The sequence below is a fragment of the Acidimicrobiales bacterium genome (genome assembly GCA_035316325.1).
In the GTDB taxonomy this organism is placed as follows: Bacteria; Actinomycetota; Acidimicrobiia; order Acidimicrobiales; family VFJN01; genus DASXTK01.
Window position 1 is genome coordinate 1 of record DATHJB010000182.1, and the last position, 16,890, is coordinate 16,890.

At 73.1% G+C, this 16,890-nt stretch carries 20 protein-coding genes; 8 read left to right on the forward strand and 12 right to left on the reverse strand.

Annotation, left to right across the window (positions count from 1 at the left end; genetic code table 11):
• The 7 genes from VK611_24420 to thiD all read left to right on the forward strand — a co-directional run.
• Positions 1 to 520: phosphomethylpyrimidine synthase ThiC (locus VK611_24420; GenBank protein ID HMG44502.1), on the forward strand; the 520-nt coding region annotated here is incomplete at its 5' end.
• The gene (thiE, locus tag VK611_24425) at positions 517 to 1,146 is read left to right on the forward strand and encodes a thiamine phosphate synthase (GenBank protein HMG44503.1); all 630 of its coding nucleotides are present in this window, start codon (positions 517 to 519) and stop codon (positions 1,144 to 1,146) included. The genes VK611_24420 and thiE, both read left to right, overlap by 4 nt.
• A gap of 37 nt (positions 1,147 to 1,183) precedes the next feature.
• Positions 1,184 to 2,305, forward strand: coding sequence for a glycine oxidase ThiO (thiO, locus tag VK611_24430; protein ID HMG44504.1), 1,122 nt, complete (start codon positions 1,184 to 1,186; stop codon positions 2,303 to 2,305).
• On the forward strand, positions 2,302 to 2,502 hold the full coding sequence (thiS, locus tag VK611_24435; protein HMG44505.1) for a sulfur carrier protein ThiS: 201 nt from the start codon (positions 2,302 to 2,304) through the stop codon (positions 2,500 to 2,502). Before thiO ends, thiS begins: the two co-directional genes overlap by 4 nt.
• Position 2,503: 1 nt before the next feature.
• Positions 2,504 to 3,292 (forward strand): thiazole synthase, encoded by a 789-nt coding sequence (locus VK611_24440; protein ID HMG44506.1) that lies wholly within the window; start codon positions 2,504 to 2,506, stop codon positions 3,290 to 3,292.
• Entirely contained in the window at positions 3,289 to 3,870 is a 582-nt protein-coding gene (locus tag VK611_24445) for a thiamine phosphate synthase (protein HMG44507.1), read from the forward strand. The genes VK611_24440 and VK611_24445 overlap by 4 nt, the downstream gene beginning before the upstream one ends.
• Positions 3,867 to 4,682: a bifunctional hydroxymethylpyrimidine kinase/phosphomethylpyrimidine kinase gene (gene thiD, locus VK611_24450; GenBank protein HMG44508.1), complete on the forward strand. Its 816-nt coding sequence runs from the start codon at positions 3,867 to 3,869 to the stop codon at positions 4,680 to 4,682. The genes VK611_24445 and thiD overlap by 4 nt, the downstream gene beginning before the upstream one ends.
• Positions 4,683 to 4,740: 58 nt before the next feature.
• Here thiD and VK611_24455 read toward each other — a convergent pair whose 3' ends face one another.
• From VK611_24455 to VK611_24470, 4 genes are all read right to left on the reverse strand, one after another.
• The gene (locus VK611_24455; GenBank protein ID HMG44509.1) at positions 4,741 to 5,700 is read right to left on the reverse strand and encodes a hypothetical protein; all 960 of its coding nucleotides are present in this window, start codon (positions 5,698 to 5,700) and stop codon (positions 4,741 to 4,743) included.
• Positions 5,701 to 5,798: 98 nt separating this feature from the next.
• Positions 5,799 to 6,689 (reverse strand): PD-(D/E)XK nuclease family protein, encoded by an 891-nt coding sequence (locus tag VK611_24460; GenBank protein ID HMG44510.1) that lies wholly within the window; start codon positions 6,687 to 6,689, stop codon positions 5,799 to 5,801.
• A gap of 134 nt (positions 6,690 to 6,823) precedes the next feature.
• Positions 6,824 to 8,314 (reverse strand): AarF/ABC1/UbiB kinase family protein, encoded by a 1,491-nt coding sequence (locus VK611_24465; protein HMG44511.1) that lies wholly within the window; start codon positions 8,312 to 8,314, stop codon positions 6,824 to 6,826.
• Positions 8,315 to 8,346: 32 nt separating this feature from the next.
• Entirely contained in the window at positions 8,347 to 9,159 is an 813-nt protein-coding gene (locus VK611_24470; protein HMG44512.1) for an enoyl-CoA hydratase-related protein, read from the reverse strand.
• A 65-nt stretch (positions 9,160 to 9,224) separates the two neighbouring features.
• Between VK611_24470 and VK611_24475 the strand changes: the two genes are divergently transcribed.
• Complete coding sequence (locus tag VK611_24475; protein ID HMG44513.1) at positions 9,225 to 9,749, forward strand: DoxX family protein; 525 nt, start codon at positions 9,225 to 9,227, stop codon at positions 9,747 to 9,749.
• 106 nt (positions 9,750 to 9,855) lie between these two features.
• On the opposite strand, the gene VK611_24480 is transcribed toward VK611_24475, so the two are convergent.
• The 8 genes from VK611_24480 to VK611_24515 all read right to left on the reverse strand — a co-directional run bounded on the left by VK611_24480 (position 9,856) and on the right by VK611_24515 (position 16,888).
• The gene (locus VK611_24480) at positions 9,856 to 10,284 is read right to left on the reverse strand and encodes a YidB family protein (GenBank protein HMG44514.1); all 429 of its coding nucleotides are present in this window, start codon (positions 10,282 to 10,284) and stop codon (positions 9,856 to 9,858) included.
• Positions 10,285 to 10,323: 39 nt separating this feature from the next.
• Positions 10,324 to 10,722, reverse strand: a complete 399-nt coding sequence (locus VK611_24485; protein HMG44515.1) for a VOC family protein — start codon at positions 10,720 to 10,722, stop codon at positions 10,324 to 10,326.
• A gap of 57 nt (positions 10,723 to 10,779) precedes the next feature.
• Complete coding sequence (locus tag VK611_24490; GenBank protein HMG44516.1) at positions 10,780 to 11,655, reverse strand: helix-turn-helix domain-containing protein; 876 nt, start codon at positions 11,653 to 11,655, stop codon at positions 10,780 to 10,782.
• Positions 11,656 to 11,665: 10 nt separating this feature from the next.
• Complete coding sequence (locus VK611_24495) at positions 11,666 to 12,337, reverse strand: hypothetical protein (protein ID HMG44517.1); 672 nt, start codon at positions 12,335 to 12,337, stop codon at positions 11,666 to 11,668.
• Positions 12,338 to 12,423: 86 nt separating this feature from the next.
• Positions 12,424 to 13,542 (reverse strand): acyl-CoA dehydrogenase family protein, encoded by a 1,119-nt coding sequence (locus VK611_24500; protein HMG44518.1) that lies wholly within the window; start codon positions 13,540 to 13,542, stop codon positions 12,424 to 12,426.
• 18 nt (positions 13,543 to 13,560) lie between these two features.
• On the reverse strand, positions 13,561 to 14,577 hold the full coding sequence (locus VK611_24505) for a MaoC family dehydratase N-terminal domain-containing protein (GenBank protein HMG44519.1): 1,017 nt from the start codon (positions 14,575 to 14,577) through the stop codon (positions 13,561 to 13,563).
• The gene (locus VK611_24510) at positions 14,574 to 15,701 is read right to left on the reverse strand and encodes a CaiB/BaiF CoA-transferase family protein (GenBank protein ID HMG44520.1); all 1,128 of its coding nucleotides are present in this window, start codon (positions 15,699 to 15,701) and stop codon (positions 14,574 to 14,576) included. The genes VK611_24505 and VK611_24510 overlap by 4 nt, the downstream gene beginning before the upstream one ends.
• Entirely contained in the window at positions 15,701 to 16,888 is a 1,188-nt protein-coding gene (locus tag VK611_24515) for an acyl-CoA dehydrogenase family protein (protein HMG44521.1), read from the reverse strand. Before VK611_24515 ends, VK611_24510 begins: the two co-directional genes overlap by 1 nt.
• Positions 16,889 to 16,890 lie beyond the last annotated feature (2 nt).

Consider the following 16,890-nt stretch of genomic DNA (forward strand, 5'->3'; position numbering starts at 1 on the left):
CCCCGACGGAGTTCTGCACGGTCACCGCGGCGACCGCGACGCAGCCGTGCACGCCGAGCATCGCGAAGGTGCGCAGGTCGGCCTGGATGCCGGCACCGCGATGCTGTGCTACGTCACACCCAAGGAGCACCTCGGCCTGCCGGACCGCAACGACGTCAAGGTCGGGGTGATCGCGTACAAGATCGCCGCGCATGCCGCCGATCTGGCCAAGGGGCACCCGGGGGCGCAGGCCTGGGACGACGCCCTGTCGAAGGCCCGCTTCGAGTTCCGCTGGAACGACCAGTTCGACCTGTCGCTCGACCCGGACACCGCACGTAGGTACCACGACGCCACGCTGCCCGCCGAGCCTGCCAAGACCGCCCACTTCTGCTCGATGTGCGGGCCGAAGTTCTGCTCGATGGCGATCACCGAGAAGGTGCGGGCCTACGCGGCCGAGGGCATGCAGGCGAAGTCGTCCGAGTTCGTGGCGTCGGGCGGCGAGGTGTACCTCCCCAGTCCCGAGACGCGGGCGCCCGCGTGAAGGCGTCGCTCGGGCGACTGCACGTGCTGGTCGACTCGGTGTCGCTGGCGGAAGCGGCGCTCGAGGGCGGTGCCCCGACGCTGCAGGTGCGGCTGAAGCTCGGGTCCGACCGGCGGCGCTTCGACACGGTGGCGGCCATCGCCGACCGCTGCCGGGCCGCCGGTGCCACCTGCATCGTCGACGACCGGGGCGACTTCGCCGTGGCCGCAGGCGCCGACGGTGTCCACGTGGGCGACGAGGACCTGTCCGTGGCAGCGGTGCGCCGGGTGGTGGGGTCGCACCTGCTGGTGGGCGCCACCGCCCGCAACCCCGAGTCGGCGCGCCGGCTGGTGGCGGCCGGTGCCGACTACCTGGGCGTCGGGCCGTCCTACGCAAGTGGCACGAAGCCCGACCTGCCCGACCCGCTGGGCGTGGAGGGTGTGCGGGAGGTGGCGGCGTCCGTGCCGGTGCCGGTGATCGCCATCTCCGGGGTGACCGCCGAGCGGGTGCCGGAGCTCCTCGCCGCCGGGGCGTGGGGCGTCGCCGTGATCGGTGCCGTCGCCCGGGCCGACGATCCCCGCGAGGCCACCCACGCCCTGGTCACCGCCGTCGCCCGGGCGAGCGTGCCAGAGGACGTGGGCACGTGAGCCGAGGCGACCAGAATCGACTCGAGAGGACGGGCTCATGAGCGTGGACGTGGTGGTGGTGGGCGGCGGGGCCATCGGGTTGGCGTCGGCGTGGCGGCTGGCGCGGCAGGGGCTCGACGTGACGGTGGTCGACCCGGAGCCGGGGTCGGGGGCATCGGTGGTGGCCGCCGGGATGCTGGCGCCGGTCACCGAGGCGCGCATAGGCGAGGAGGCGCTGCTGCAGCTGGGGCTGGAGTCGCTGGCCGCGTGGCCCGACTTCGCCGCCGAGGTGGAGGAAGCCTCGGGCCTGCCGGTGGGCTTCCGCTCGGACGGGACGCTGGTCGTGGCCTACGACGGCGACGACCGGGCCGCGGTGGCCGACCTCGTCGACCGCCAGCGCTCGCTGGGCCTGGAGGTGGACGACCTGTCGGCCCGCGACCTGCGGGCCGCCGAGCCGGCGCTGGCGCCCTCGGTGCGCCGGGGCTTCCGGGCCGCGGGGGAGCGCTCGGTCGACCCCCCGGCGCTGGTCGCGGCGCTGCTGGTGGCTGCCGAGCGGGCGGGCGTCACGTTCGTCCGCCAACGCGTCCGAAACCTCGACACAAGTGGCGCCATGGCCACCAGTTCTGTCGAGGTTTCGGGGGTTGTGCTGGAGGACGGCGCCACGTTGGCCGCGCCGCGGGTCGTGCTGGCGGCGGGGGCGTGGTCGGGCGACCTCGCCGACGTGCCCGTGCGGCCGGTGAAGGGCCAGGTGCTGACGCTGCGGCCGCGGGCCGGTGACGAGCTGTTGCACCACGTCGTGCGGGCCCACGTGCGGGGATCGATCGGGTACCTGGTGCCCCGGAACGACGGCCGGATCGTGTGCGGCGCCACCGTCGAGGAGCGGGGCTGGGACGCCACGCCCACCGCCGGCGCCGCCTACGAGCTGTTGCGAGACGTGCTCACCCTGTTCCCCGGCCTCGACGACGCCGAGCTGGTCGGCATCACCGTCGGCTTCCGCCCCGGCACATCCGACGACCTGCCCCGCATCGGCCCCAGCCCCGACGTCGAGGGCCTGATCCTGGCGACCGGCCACTACCGCAACGGCATCCTGCTGACGCCCCTCACCGCCGACCGGATCGTTGCCGCCGTAACGGCAGCGCCGGGTGACGGGGCGGCGCTGACGTCGGAGGTCGCGCCATGAGCCTGGTCGTGAACGGGGAGGCGCAGGTGCTGGAGGGGCCGTTGTCGGTCGACGGGCTGGTCGACCGGCTGGCGCTGGAGCGCCGGGGCCTCGCCATCGCCGTCAACGGCGAGGTCGTCCCCCGCAGCAGCTGGCCGGCGCGCCCGCTGACCGACGGCGACCAGGTCGAGATCCTCACGATCGCCCAGGGAGGTTGAGATGAGCGACGACCTGAGCGAAGAGGACCCGTTGGTGATCGCCGGCGAGAAGTTCGCGTCGCGCCTGATCATGGGCACGGGCGGGGCGCCGAACCTCGACGAGCTGGAGCGGGCGCTGGTCGCCTCCGGCACCGAGCTGACCACGGTGGCGCTGCGGCGGGTCGACCCGTCGGCGCCCGGCTCCCTGTTCGAGGTGCTGGAGCGGGCCGGCATCCGGCCGCTGCCCAACACCGCCGGCTGCTTCACCGCTCGCGACGCCGTCCGGACCGCGCAGCTGGGGCGGGAGGCGCTGGAGACCGACTGGGTGAAGCTCGAGGTGGTCGCCGACGAGCGGACCCTGCTGCCCGACTCGATCGAGCTGCTCGACGCCGCCGACCAGCTGGTGGAGACCGGGTTCGTGGTGCTCGCCTACACGAACGACGACCCGGTGCTGGCCCGTCGCCTGGCCGACGCCGGGGTGGCCGCGGTGATGCCCCTGGGGGCGCCGATCGGCAGCGGGATGGGGATCCGCAACCCCTACAACCTGGCCATGATCCTGGAGGACGCCACGGTGCCGGTGGTGCTCGACGCCGGCGTCGGCACCGCCTCCGACGCCGCCCTGGCCATGGAGCTGGGCTGCGACGCCGTGCTGCTCGCCTCCGCCGTCACCCGGGCCCGGGACCCGGTGGCGATGGCCTCGGCGATGCGCCACGCGGTCGTCGCCGGCCGTCTGGCCCGGCACGCCGGCCGCATCCCCCGCCGCCTGTACGCCGAGGCCTCCACGTCGTTCGACGGCCTCGCCGACCTGTGACGTCGCCGGTTCCCCGGCTGATCGTCGTCACCGACCGCCACCTGGCCGAGTCGGCCGGCCACCGGCTGCTCGCGGTCGTGCACGCCGCCATCGACGCCGGCGCCCGGGCGGTGCTGCTGCGGGAGAAGGACCTGGGGCGGATCGAGCGTGCCGCTCTGGCCGCCGCCATCGGAGCCCTCCTGCAGCCCGTCGACGGCCTGCTCCTCGTCTCCGACGACGGTGCCCACACCGCGGTCCCCGCGACGGGGTTCGCCGGGAAGCCGTGCCACTCGGTCGACGACCTGCGTCAGGCCCGGGACGACGGTTTCGACTACGCCACCCTGTCACCCGTCTGGGAGACGCCGTCGAAGCCCGGGTACGGGCCGGTGCTCGGGCTCGACGGGCTCGCGGCCGCCTGCGCCGCCGTCCCCGACCTGCCGATCGTGGCGCTGGGCGGCGTCGTCCCCGGTAGGGCCGCCGCCTGCCTCGACGCGGGGGCGGCGGGCGTCGCCGTGATGGGGGCGATCATGACGGCACCCGACCCCGCCGCTGTCGTTCGCGGCTTTCTGGCCGAGATGGGCGAGACTGTCACCACATGACCACACCGCCTGTCGCCCTGACGATCGCCGGGTCCGACTCGGGCGGGGGGGCCGGCGTGCAGGCCGACCTGGTCACGTTCGCCGCCATGGGCGTCCACGGGACCAGCGTGATCACGGCGCTCACGGCCCAGAACACGGTCGGCGTCGAGGGGGTGCACGTCCCGCCGGTCGAGTTCCTCGACGCCCAGCTCAGCGCCGTGCTGTCCGACATCCGGGTCGCCTCCGTGAAGACCGGGATGCTGGCCACCGAGGAGGTGATCCGCCACGTCGCCGACAAGGCGGCCCGCGGCGGCCTCCCCAACCTGGTGGTCGACCCGGTGCTGGTGTCGTCCACCGGCGCCCGCCTGCTCGACCCGGGCGCCGAGCACGCCTACCTCGAGGCCCTGTTCCCCCACGCCCTGGTCGTGACGCCCAACACCCGGGAGGTGTCGGCCCTGCTGGGGCGGGACATCCGGACGGTCGACGATGCCGCCACCGCCGCCTTCGAGCTGGGCCGGTACGGGCCCTGGTGGGTGGTGGTGAAGGGCGGCCACCTGGGCGACGACGACGCCGTCGACGTGGTGGTGGAGATCATGACCGGCGAGATCACCGAGCTGCGCTCGCCTCGCATCGCCACCGCCAACGACCACGGCACGGGCTGCACCTTCGCCGCGGCGACCACGGCGCTGCTGGCCCGCGGCGTCCCGGTGCTCGACTCCCTCCGGATGGCGAAGGACTTCGTGCACGCCGGCCTGGTCGCCTCGGCCGACTGGCGCCTGGGCGCGGGCCACGGCCCGGTCGGCAAGCTCGGCTCCTGGCCGCTCAGCCGCTGACCCCGGCGAAATGTGCACCGGAACGCACGGAATCCGTGCGTTCCGGTGCACATTTCGGTCAGGACGTGAGGACCGGCAGCCCGTTGTGGCGGCGGCCGGGGCGGATGAGCCAGGCGACGCCCGGCGGGCAGGTCTCGCGCTCGGAGCAGTAGCGGCAGGCCGACGAGGGGACGGCGTCGCCGTACTCGTCGCCGGCGACCTCGCTGGCCCGCAGGCGCTGCCGGACGACGTCGACTGCCAGGTCGGCGCCCCGCTCCAACAGGTCGTCGGCCACGGGGAAGCGCAGCCGCTCGCCGGTGTCGGCGACGGTGAGCACCACCGCCCGGGGCACGATCCCGATCGCCAGGGACGCCGCCGTGGCCTCGAAGGCGGCCCGCTCGGCCAGCGTCAGGTCGTCGCTGCTGTTGGCCCGGTGGAACAGCACGTCGAACCGGCCCGAGGGAGCGACGGTGCCGACCATGGCGTCGGGCTTGCTGGCCACCGCGATCGCCACCCGACGTGTCGACGAGAGGCGGGGCCGGAACGCGGGGGTGCCGCGGCGGGCCGACGGGCTGCCGGGATCGTCGACCACCAGCACCAGGCCCTCCGGCAGCGGCCACCCCAGCACCCGCACGAACCCGGCGATCCACCGGGTGGCCAGAGACGCCGTGACGGCGAGGGCCGCCCGGTCGCCCTGGCGGGTGAGCTGGGTGACCCACTCGGCGACGGGCGACGTCGGCGTCTCCCGCGCCTCCTTCATCCACGTCTTCACGGCCGCCAGCGGGTGGGGGAGCGCCGGGTTGCTGGCCGCCACCGCGGTGACGTGGCGGTCGAGGTGCCGGGCCAGGGCGACGCGGCCGACCGCACCCGCGGCCAGGGCAGGCGACCAGCCGGGGAACCCCCAGCCGTCGACGCCGCTCGCCCGGAACCGGGCCGGGCACCCGGCCGCGTCGGCCGCAGCCACCCACCCCACGTACACGTCGCCGGGATCGGCGTCGGCCGCCAGCCCGCCGACCAGCTCCTCGAGCCGCTCCGTCACACCTCGTCGCAGCAGGTCCGCCCGCCCGACGGCGCCGCCCGCCGTCTTTGAAGGAAAATCGCCCGTATGGGGTCGTTTCCCTTCAAAGACGTGGGGGCTCACGCCGCCGCCTCGTGGGCCGCGGTGCCTTCGGGGCAGCCGGGCCGCAACGGGCAGAAGGCGCAGTAGGAGCCGGGGCAGGCCCGGGCCGGCTCGCCGGCGGCGATCGCGGCGGCGGTCTCGATCGCGGTGGCGACCCGCTCGGCGGCGTGGAGGACGACCTCGGGGCGGATCGGCTCGAGCTGGGTGGCGCCGTCGGCCGCGGCGATCGACAGCACGGCTGCCGGGGCGACGCCGTCGCGCAGCCCGACGAGCAGGGCGTAGAGGTGCCCGTCCTGGCGCACCGAGTCGTGCCACTGGCCGCCCTTGAGCTCCACCACCAGCCCCGGCAGCCCCGTCGGCGGACCGCCCAGGAGGATGTCGAGCTTGCCGGACACGACCACGGCGCCGCCGGCGAGGCGCAGGCGCACCGGCTCCTCCACCCGCGGCCACCACTGCCCGTCGATCGTCGCGGGCCACCCCGCCACCAGCGGGTCGAGCCGGGCGGCGGCGTCGGCCAGCAGGGCCTCGGCGGCTTCGGCGCCCACGTCCAACAGGTGGTCGGCCACCCGCTCGTCGCCGATGGCCACCAGGTACTCGCACGCGGCGGCCACCGTCGGCGGCACCGCCGGCCCCAGGGTCGCCAGCTTCGCCCCGGCGTCGACGATCTGGCCCAGCACGATGTTGGTCAGGTCGCCGCTGTCGAGCAGGTCGGGATCGGCCAGGGAGCGGCGGGGGCACTCCAGCAGCCCCCGGACCGACGCCTTGGCCAGTCGCAGCGGCTCGTCGGCCGACCAGGACCCGGCACCCGACCCGGCGGCGTGGTCGAGGATCGCCCGCGCCTCATCGAGGACCTCACCGCCGACGGGCTGCCCCAGCCGGGAGGGATCGCCGAGCAACGCCGCCAGCACCACCCCGATCGTACGAACCCCGGTACCCCCGGTCGCGGACCCTGCCCCCCGGGCAAATTGCGTTCGTCCGCCCGCCATATGCGGGTTTTCGAACGCAATTTCGGATGGCGGTGGGGGTTACGGGCGGCGGTGGGTTACGGGCGGTCGGCGAACCAGGCGGCCTCCGCCTTGCCCATCTCGGTGGTGGGCGGGCGGTCGACCCAGGGCCAGAGCTCCTCGGCGATGCGGCGGAAGTTGGCCGTCGCCGCCAGGTCGCCCAGGATCGCCATCAGGCCCAGGTTGATCCGCTGGATGATCACGAAGCTGGCCGGCAGGTTGGCCGCCTTGGCGATCTCGCCGTAGGGCCCGGTCGGGTCGAAGAAGCGCTGCACCGTCTGCGACGACCACTCGGGCGTGATCGTCACCTCGGCGTCGTCGGCCACGAACGTGTAGAAGTGCCCGAAGTACTCGTCCACCTGCTCGTCGGTGAACGGCAGGCCCGGCGTGAGCAGCCCGATCTCCTCGATCACCCGCCGGAACGCCGGCAGGTCGCGCTCCAGCACGTAGGAGGTGATCATCCGCTCGAACTCGGTGACCTCGTGGGGCTCGAAGTACTTCACCAGCCCGAAGTCGAGGAACGTCACCCGACCACCCGGCCGGAACAGGTAGTTCCCCGGGTGCGGGTCGCCGTTGAAGGCGTGCAGCCGGTAGAGGCTGCGGAACACGAACCGGTAGATCGCCTCGGCGGCCAGGTTGCGCTCGTCCTGGCTCCAGGTGAGCAGCTCGTCGAACCGCACGCCGTCGGCCAGGTCGCTGGTGAGCACCCGCCCGGTCGACAGCTCCGGCACCACGTCGGGCACGTGGATGAACGGGTGGTCCCGGTAGTAGTCGGCGAAGAGCTGCTGGCTGCGGGCCTCCAGCTCGTAGTCGAGCTCCTCGACCACCCGGGCCCGGATCTCCTCCACCAGCGGTCCTGCCTCGAGGCCGGGGAACATCATGCCGACGACCCCGAACAGCAGGCCGGCGTTGTCGAGGTCCGCCCGGATCGCCTCGTCGACCCCCGGGTACTGCACCTTGACCGCCACCGCCCGGCCGTCGCGGGTGAGCGCCCGGTGCACCTGACCGATCGACGCCGACGCGATCGGCACCGGGTCCCACTCCAGGAACACCCGGTCGGGTGGGGCGCCGAGCTCCTGCGCCACGGTGTCGGCGGCCAGCTCGGGGGACATCGGCGGGGCGTCCTGCTGGAGCCCCGCGAGGACCTCCCGCACCGGTTCGGCGATGCCGGTGTCGAGGTACGACGCCATCTGGCCCAGCTTCATCAGGGCGCCCTTCATGTGGCCCAGGGCCTCGGCGACCTGCTCGGCGGTGCGCAGCTGGAAGGCGACGTCGAGCTCGTCCTGCCGCTCGGCGGAGGCGAAGGTCCGCCGGGCCTTGTGCACGGCGTACGTCGCCCCGCCCTTGGCGCCCATGCGGGCGAGCTTGCGGCTGCGGTCGACCCGGGACACCAGCCGGATCGGCGAGCGGGCGCCGGGGCCGCCGGCGGCGTCGTTGGCGTCGTTGGCGGGCAGGCGGCGGGCGTAGGCGACGGCGGCTCCCGCCACCACGAGCCCTCCCGCCACCAGGAAGGCACGGCGGCGTCGCACGCCCCGGATCCTACGTGGGGTAACCGAGTGGCTCACCAACCGCGGTAGGTCGGATCGCGCCGCTCGACGAACGCCTGCACGCCCTCGTTGGCGTCGTCGCTGCGCATGTTCATCTCCTGGGCCACGGCCTCGTCGTGGAAGGCCGTGGTGCGGTCGCTGTCGAGCGAGCGGTTGAGCAGCCGCTTCGTCAGCCCGATCGACCGGGTGGGGCCGGTGGCGAGCCGCTTGGCCCACTCGGCCACCGCCGCGTCGAGAGTGTCGGCCGGCACCACCTTGTTCGCCAGCCCCAGCGCCTGCGCCTCGGCGGCCGGCACGTCGTCGCCGAAGAACATCAGCTCCTTCGCCTTGTGCAGGCCGACGAGCCGGGGCAGCAGCCAGGCGCCGCCACCGTCGGGGACGAGGCCCCGGCGCACGAAGATCTCCACGAGCTTGGCGGTGTCGGCCATGACCACCAGGTCGCAGGCCAGCGCCAGGTGGGCGCCGAGGCCCGCCGCGGTCCCGTTCACGGCGGCGATCACCGGCTTCTCGCAGTCGAGCACCGCGCCCACCAGCTTCTGCGCGCCCTCGCGCAGCATGCGGGCGACGTCGCCGACCACCCGCTCGGGCGCGTCGGGCGGCTTGGGCGCTCCGGGGCGGGAGGCCCGCAGGTCGGCACCGGTGCAGAAGAAGCGGCCGGTGGCGGACAGCACCACCACCCGCACGTCGACCAGCGCCGAGGCCTCCTGCAGCAGCTCGACGATCCGGTCGCGCTGGTCGGGCGTGATGGCGTTGGCCACGTCGGGCCGGTTGAGGGTGATCGAGAGGATGCCGTCGTTGCGGCCTACCAGCAGCTCGTCGTCGTCCACGGCGACGACGCTACCGGGCATCTGACGAGCCGTCAGATTCCTCGGAGAGGTAGGGTCCCGCCCGTATGGAGAACCTCCCGACCGTCGATGAGCTCAACTGGGGCCTGCTGCTGCTCCGGGTCGTGGTCGGCCCGGTGTTCGCCTTCCACGGCTTCGCCAAGATCTTCCGGGGTGGGCGCCTCACCGGCACCGCCGGGTGGTTCGAGTCACTGGGCATGAAGCCCGGGTCGCTGCACGCCCGCCTCGCCGCCGGCGGCGAGTTGGCGACCGGCACGTGCATCGCCCTCGGCCTGCTCACGCCATTCGCAGGCCTGGGGCTGGTGGCGCTCATGTCGGTCGCCTTCTGGACCGTGCACCGGGGCAACGGCCTGCTCGTCTTCCAGAACGGCTGGGAGTACAACCTGGTGCTCGGCGCCATCGGCGCGCTGCTGGGCACGGTGGGCGCCGGCGAGTGGAGCCTCGACAACGCCATCGGCTTCGACCTCAACGGCGGGTGGGGCCTCGCCGTCAGCGTCGTCGGCGGCATCGCTGCGGCCGCCGGCCTGCTGGCGGTCTTCCACGACCCGCCGCCGCCGACGCCCGAAGACTGACCCCGAGTCGTCCGTGGTCGCCGGCGGCGACCCGAGTCGTCTGTCGTCGGAGACCGACCACAGACGACTCGTCCTCGGCCGAGCGACCACAGACGACTCGGGCTGATCAGCCGCCGAGCTGCTTGCCGAGCGAGCCCAGGAGGCCGGAGAGGCCGTCCTGGTCGGGGAGCTGACCCTCGGGGGACGCCTTGTCGACCAGCTTGGGGAGCAGCTGGGAGATGGCGTCGGCGGCCTCGTCCTTGGAGACGTTCGCCTGGCTGGCGACCTGCGACAGCTCGTCGTCGCCCATCACGTCCTTGATGTCGGCGGCCGACACCGGCTTGTTGTCGCCGCCCTTGGCCTGCCAGGAGTCGACCTCGCTGGTGAGGCCCTTCGCCTGTAGGCCACCGAGGAGCTTTTGCAGGCCACCGCCGGCGAGCAGGCCCGTGAGGGCGGGCAGCACCATCGCGACGAGGTTGCCGCCACCGCCGCCGCCGGACTTCTCCTTGTCGCCGCCGGTCAGGCCGCCGAGCAGGTCACCGATGTTGATGGACATGTGTAGCCCTTTCCGATTGGGCCACCCGCTGCCGGGAGCCTACGAGGGGAGCGGACCGGGGCGGTAGGTGCCGAACGACCACACGTTGCCCTCGGGGTCGAGCGCCGCGTAGTCCCGCGACCCGTAGGGCTGGTCGACCAGCTCCATCACGATCTCGGCGCCCTCGGCGACGGCGTGGTCGTGGTGCTTATCCGGGTCGTCGACCGCCAGGTACACCACGGTCTTGCCGGTGTCGAAGGGCCCGTCGCCGCCCTCCGAGTCGCTCCCGAGCATCACCACGCCGGTGCCCCAGGTGAGCTGGGCGTGGAGGACGGTGCCGTCGGGCCCCTCGTGGACCTCGGACCGCCCGAGCTGGAACGCCCGCGTGAGGAACTCGATGGCCGCGGGAGCGTCCCGGTAGCGGATGACGGGGTAGACGCTGGGGAGTGCAGAGGTCATGTGGCCGACGGTACGACCACGACCACCCGGGGTCTTGGACGAATGTGACTGCCCGCGCTACCCGCCGACGCCCACCACGTCGGGCAGCTGCGACGCCAGCCAGGTCGACGGTGTGCAGCCCGCCATCCGCTGGAACTCCCGGGTGAGGTGGCTGTGGTCGGCGTAGCCACAGGCCATGGCCACGTCGGTGATGGTGGTGCCCGGCCGACGCTCCTGCAGCAGGCCGGTCGCCCGGGTGAACCGCAGCACCTGGGCGGTCTCCTTCGGGGCCAGGCCGACCTGCTCCCGGAACCGGGCGATGAAGTGGCGCCGGCTCCAGCCGATCTCGTCGGCCAGCAGGCCCACCTCCACCCGACCCGCGGTCCGTTGCATCTGCCCCCACGCCCAGGCGACGGCCGGGTCGGGCTGGGGACCCTCGTCGGCCCAGCGCAGCAGCTGCTCGTCGAGAGCGGCGAAGCGCTCGGTCCAGGTGGTGGCGGTGGCCAGGCGGTCGACCAGCTCGACCACCGCGCCGCCCCGCAGCGCGTCGAGCTCCACGACCGAGTTGGCCAGCTCCCGCATGGGGACGCCGAACAGCCGGTAGGCGGCGAGCGGCGCCAGGTCGAGCTGGATGCCGGTCTGGTCGGCGCTGTCGACGAGGGCGTAGCCGCTGTGCAGGCCCGCCACGAACGACTCGATGCGGCCGGGCGACGGGGTCGGCGAGTTCGACATCTCGGGGATCTCGACCTTGCCGCCGAAGCTCAGGATGAGGACGATCCGGCCGGACGGCACCTCGCGGCGCCGCACCCCGAGGGCGACCCGCTCGTCGTAGCCGCACAGCTGGGAGTACCCGCCGCCCAGGGCCGCCGGCACCGCCCGGTACGCCATCGTCCACGAGCTGTGGGGCGACTCGTGGCTCGTGACGGTCACCGCAGGGCTCTCACCAGCGGCCATGCAGGTCACACTAGGAGACGGTCTCCACGAACCCGCCGTCGGGGGTGAACTCGACGTAGCCCCCGCCGCCCCGCTCCGGGTGGTCGACGTACACCCGCACCAGCACCCGGGTGTCGAAGGGGAGGAACCGGTCGACGATGACGTGGGTCACCTCCATGCCTTCGTCGGGGAACTGCGCCCGCGCCTGCTCGGTCATCCCGGGGAACCTGGTGGGGTCGATCTCGCCGAGGTCGAACAGCTTGTCGGGGAGCTCCTCGATCTCCATGTCGAGCATCTGCTGGGGCTCGGGGCCGGACACGCCGTCGCCGCCGCGCCACGTGTACTCGTCGACGTGGGTGGGCTCGTCGGGCACCTGCACGTCGACGTAGGCCCAGTCGGGGTAGACGAGGATCTCCAGCACCTTCACCGGGGCGCCCTCGTAGATGTCCGCGAAGGCCCCGAACGCCTGGGTGGCGTCGCCGTGGAGGAGGTCGGGCTCGCCGGCCGGTGCGGTCGACGGCGGCACCTCGGTCGGCGGCGGGGTCGCCGTCGCTCCTTCGCCGGTGGTCGACTCCGTGGCCGCGTCGTCGACGACGGCCGCGCCGACCCGATCCGCGGCCACGTCGTCGTCGCCACCCCCGCCCCGGGTCGTCAGCACCAGCGCCGCCACCGCGACGCCGACCACCAACAGCCCTAGCAACATCCTGGCCAACCACCGCTTGGAGGGATCCTCCCCGATGATCGGCCCGCCCGCCGGTTCCATGGCGGGTCAGTCAACACCCCGTGGGATCAGGTGTCGAGCACGTCGGCGGCGATCAGCTCTTCGAGGTAGCGGTCGTTCCACAGGCCCACCTGGAGGGCCTTGGCGCGGCGGAAGTAGAGCTGGACGTCGTAGTCGAGCGTGAAGCCGACGCCGCCGAAGATCTGCTGGGCCGTGGCCGTGACGTCGCGGAACACCTGGCAGGCGAACAGCTTCGCCATCGGCGCCAGCCGGCTCACCGGGAGGCCGGTCGACCGGGCCCACGCCGCCTCGTGCACCAGCGTGCGGGCGCCGTCGAGCTCGGTCTGGCGGTCGGCGAGGTAGTGGGCGATCGACTGGAAGGCGCCCAGCGGCTTGTCGAACTGGTGGCGGTCCTTGGCGTACTGGACGGTGATCTCCTGGGCGTAGCCGGCGGCGCCGACGGCCCAGGCGGCCAGCAGGATGAGGGCGTCGTCGCGCACGGTCTCCCACACCGACCAGCCGGCGGTGCCGATCCGCTCGGCGGCCGCGCCCTCGAGGTCGACCCGGTACTGGGTGTCGGAGGCGATGCTGAACTGCTGGGTGAGGGTGACGCCGGGGGCCGTGGGATCGACCAGGTAGAAGCCCACGTCGTCGGGCCCGTCGCCGCTGCGGGCCACCACGACCAGCCGGGTCGCGGCCTGGGCGAACACCACGTGCCGCTTGGTGCCGGTGACCGTCCAGCTGCCGTCGGCGGCGACGGCGGCGGCCGACACGCCGGCGGGCCCGAAGCCACCCCCGGGCTCGAGCCACGCCGGCGTGAGGATGGCGTCGCCGGCGACGAGGCGCGGCAGCCACTCGGCCCGCTGCCCGTCGGTCCCGCCGGCGGCGAGGAGGCCCCCGGCCAGCACGCAGCTGACGAAGTGGGGCGTCGGCGCCAGCGATCGGCCCAGCTCCTCGTAGACGACGATGCCCTCCACCGGGCTCATCCCCGAGCCGCCGTGCTCCTCGGGGAGCAGCAGGCCGAGGAGGTCGAGGTCGGCGAGCTGCTTCCACAGCTCGGGCGGGTAGCCGGAGGGGTCGTCCTCCATCTCCCGCACGACGGTGAGCGGCGCGTGCTCGGCGCACAGCCCCCGCACCACGTCGCGGAGCATGTCCTGTTCCTGGCTGAACGAAAGGTCAAGCGCCATGCGAGTAGCTCCTGGGGCTCACGGGTTCCATTGGTCGCCTCGGCGGCGCCACGGGTTGTCGTCGGGGTCGGCGGGAAGGGCGACCCGCACGGTCGCGGTCGTGCACAGGCGGGCGTCGGCGTCGTCGCCGGTATCCGTCGCCCACACCTCGATCCCGACCGTGGCCCAGCGGCAGCCGACGTCGTCGGTGCTGTCGTCGTCGACCCGGCCGGTGATGATCATGGTGTCGCGGGGGTAGATCGAGTCGATCATCCGGAACCGCAGGCGCCCGAGGCGTCCCTTCGGCCCCGACCAGTCGGTCACGAAGCGTTCGAACCACGCCTGCTGGTTGGGGGTGTTGAGGAAGATGTCCTTGGTGCCGTTGCGGTTGACGGCGAAGTCGACGTCGTGGTGCATCGGCCGCCAGTCCCGGGTCGCCAGCGCCCCCAGCACCACGGTCGACGCCGTGACGGGGTAGCGGAGGGTCGGCAGCTCCCCCTCCCGAGATTGCGACAGGACACGCCCGTTCTGGGCCGGTTTCGTCGCAGTTTCGCCCCGCCGGTAGCCGAAGCCGGTGAAGATCTCGACGCCGACCTGGTCGCCGTGCTGGTTGCGGTAGTCGACGTCGATCACCCAGAAGCGGCCCGTGCCGAGCTTGGTGGTCTTCGGCTCGCTGACCGACCGCAGCACCTGCGACACGGAGACGACGTCGCCCGGGCGGACCGGCGTGGCGAAGACGACCTCGTTGTCGGTCATCACCGCCTCTGGCAGCCCCAACCGCGACTTCAGGTCGAAGTGCACCTGCAGCGGCAGCCGGGGCGCCGACTGGCCGGGCTCCCAGCTGTGCGGCCGGAACCACAGCGACAGCGTGGTGGGCGGGGCGATCGGCCCGTCGGTCAGCTCGGCGGCCACGGCGTCGTCCCAGAACAGCGGGTTCCCGTTCTCCACCGACGCCAGCGACGTCCAGCAGTACCCCCGTTCGACGGGGAAGTTCGCCGTCTCCGGGTACCGCTCCTCGCCGATCCACTTCTCGACGTCGGCCGGAATCCCACTCATGCCACGACTCCTTCTGTCCGCAGGGCGGCGATCTCGTCGGCGGTGAAGCCGGCCTCGGTCAGGACCGCGTCGGTGTCGGTCGTCGTGGTGTCGGGCAGCTCGTAGACGGCCTGTCGCGGCGAGCCGGCGAGCACCGGCCCCAGCTGGCGGAACGTCCCGTGGACGGGGTGCTTGGCCTCGACGACCGCGCCGCGGGCCACGAACTGCGGGTCGGCGACGGCCTCGGTGATGTCGTTGACCGGCGTGACGCAGGTGTCGGCGTCGGCGAGCAGCTCGGTCCACTCGTCGCGGTCCCGGGTGGCGAACACCGCGACCAGGTCGGCCCGGATGGCGTCCTGCCGATCGTCGTCGGTCTGGTGCTCGATCCACCGCTCCAGCCCCAGCGACCGGCACAGGTTCGCCCAGAACACCGGCTCGATCGCCCCGACCGCCAGCCACCGCCCGTCCCGAGTGCCGTAGATGCCGTAGCAGGCGTAGCGCCCGGTCAGGATCGAGTGGCCGGGCCCCGGGATCTCGCCGGTGGCCAGGTACTCGTCGAGGTAGAGCGACAGCATCCAGGCGACCCCGTCGGCCACGGACACGTCGAGGTAGGCGCCTTGTCGCTCCACGAGGGCGGCGAGGATGGCGACGGCGGCGTGCATGCCACCGGCGGCGATGTCGGCCACGGTCGCACCCGGCAACGTCGGCCCGTTGGTGTGCAGGAACCCGCCCACCGCCAGGTAGTTCACGTCGTGACCGGCGCGCTGGGCCGTCGGTCCCGACTGCCCGTACCCCGAGGTGGAGCAGTAGACGACCGACGGGTTCACCGCCCGCACCGCCTCGTACCCGATCCCCAACCGGTCGACGACCCCCGGCCGGAAGCTCTCCAACACCACGTCGGCCGTCGCCGCCAGCCGCAGGAACGCCGCCTTGCCGGCCTCCGACCGCATGTCGACCTGCACCCTGCGCATCCCCCGGTGCCCGGAGTACGCGTGGAACGCCAGGTCGGCGATGTCCATCCGGCCCGGCCCCGACACCTTCACCACCGAGGCCCCGTAGTCGGCCAGCACCCGCGCACACCGCGCCCCCGGCCCCACCACGGAGAGGTCGAGCACGGTGATCCCGGCGAGCGGCCCAGCACCCATCAGAAGTTCTTCGGGAGGCCGAGCTTGCGGGTGGCGATGATGTTCTTCTGCACCTCCGACGTGCCGCCGCCGATCGTGTCGATCACCGTGTAGCGGTAGGTCGACTCGGCCCGGCCGGCCATCGGGGCGTCCTCGGTCTTGACCCGCAGCTGCGTGCCCGGCCCGCCGATGTCCATCGACGCGTCGGCCACCCGCTTCGACAGCTCGGTGGCGAACAGCTTGTACTCCGAGGCTTCGGTGCGGGGCGGGTCGCCCCCGGCCAGCGAGGCGTGCACGAACCGCAGCCCCAGCACCCGGGCCACCTCGCCCTGCGTCACGATCTGCGCCACCTTCTGCCGGACGACCGGGTCGTCCTTCAAGGGCTTCCCGTCGACCACCGCCGTGCGCACGTAGTCGAGCAGCACCTGGATGCGCTGGTCGATCTGCGAGAAGGTGAACATCGTGAAGCGCTCGAGGTCGAGCGCCTGGGCGATGTACTGGAAGCCCCGGTTGAGCTGGCCGACCACGTACTCGTCGGGGACGAAGACGTCGTCGAAGAACACCTCGTTGGTGCGCTCGTCGCCCATGGTCCAGATGGCCACGATCGTCAGGCCCGGGTGGTCCATCGGCACCAGGAACAGGGTGATGCCGTGGTGCTTGGCGGCGTCGGGGTCGGTGCGGGCGCCCACCCAGTACCACTGGGCGAAGTGGGCGGAGGTGGTCCAGGTCTTCTGGCCGTTGAGCACCCAGCCCTTGCGCTTCTCGTCGCGCACCGCCTTGAGCTGCATCGACGCGGCGTCGGACCCGGCGTTGGGCTCCGAGTAGCCGACGGCGAACTCCACCTCGTTGGCCAGGATCTTGGGGAGGAACTCCTCCTTCATGATCTCCGAGCCGTGGCGGATGATCGTCTTGCCGACGATGCCGACGCCCTTGCCGATCTGCGGCGCCCCCCGCCGGGCCAGGGCCTCGTTGAGCAGGTACTCGTAGACGCCGTCGCCTTCCTGGCCGCCGTAGTCCTTGGGCCAGGTCATGCCCAGCCAGCCCATGGCGCCCAGCTGGGCCATGAAGGCCCGGCGCTCGGGGGTGTCGACGATCTGCGCCATGTTCTCCCTGGTGGGGTCCATGACGGAGATGTCCTCGTGCTCGTCGAGGAAGCGCTCGACCTCGGCGAGGAAGCTGAGCTGCTCCTCGGAGAACTCGAAGTCCATGT

Coding starts and splice junctions, on each gene's coding strand:
- thiO (HMG44504.1), top strand. CDS start 1,184: ATGAGCGTGGACGTGGTGGTGGTGGGCGGCGGGGCCATCGGGTTGGCG.
- thiS (HMG44505.1), top strand. CDS start 2,302: ATGAGCCTGGTCGTGAACGGGGAGGCGCAGGTGCTGGAGGGGCCGTTG.
- VK611_24440 (HMG44506.1), top strand. CDS start 2,504: ATGAGCGACGACCTGAGCGAAGAGGACCCGTTGGTGATCGCCGGCGAG.
- thiD (HMG44508.1), top strand. CDS start 3,867: ATGACCACACCGCCTGTCGCCCTGACGATCGCCGGGTCCGACTCGGGC.
- VK611_24475 (HMG44513.1), top strand. CDS start 9,225: ATGGAGAACCTCCCGACCGTCGATGAGCTCAACTGGGGCCTGCTGCTG.
- VK611_24480 (HMG44514.1), bottom strand. CDS start 10,284: ATGTCCATCAACATCGGTGACCTGCTCGGCGGCCTGACCGGCGGCGAC.
- VK611_24485 (HMG44515.1), bottom strand. CDS start 10,722: ATGACCTCTGCACTCCCCAGCGTCTACCCCGTCATCCGCTACCGGGAC.
- VK611_24490 (HMG44516.1), bottom strand. CDS start 11,655: ATGGCCGCTGGTGAGAGCCCTGCGGTGACCGTCACGAGCCACGAGTCG.
- VK611_24495 (HMG44517.1), bottom strand. CDS start 12,337: ATGTTGCTAGGGCTGTTGGTGGTCGGCGTCGCGGTGGCGGCGCTGGTG.
- VK611_24500 (HMG44518.1), bottom strand. CDS start 13,542: ATGGCGCTTGACCTTTCGTTCAGCCAGGAACAGGACATGCTCCGCGAC.
- VK611_24505 (HMG44519.1), bottom strand. CDS start 14,577: ATGAGTGGGATTCCGGCCGACGTCGAGAAGTGGATCGGCGAGGAGCGG.
- VK611_24510 (HMG44520.1), bottom strand. CDS start 15,701: ATGGGTGCTGGGCCGCTCGCCGGGATCACCGTGCTCGACCTCTCCGTG.
- VK611_24515 (HMG44521.1), bottom strand. CDS start 16,888: ATGGACTTCGAGTTCTCCGAGGAGCAGCTCAGCTTCCTCGCCGAGGTC.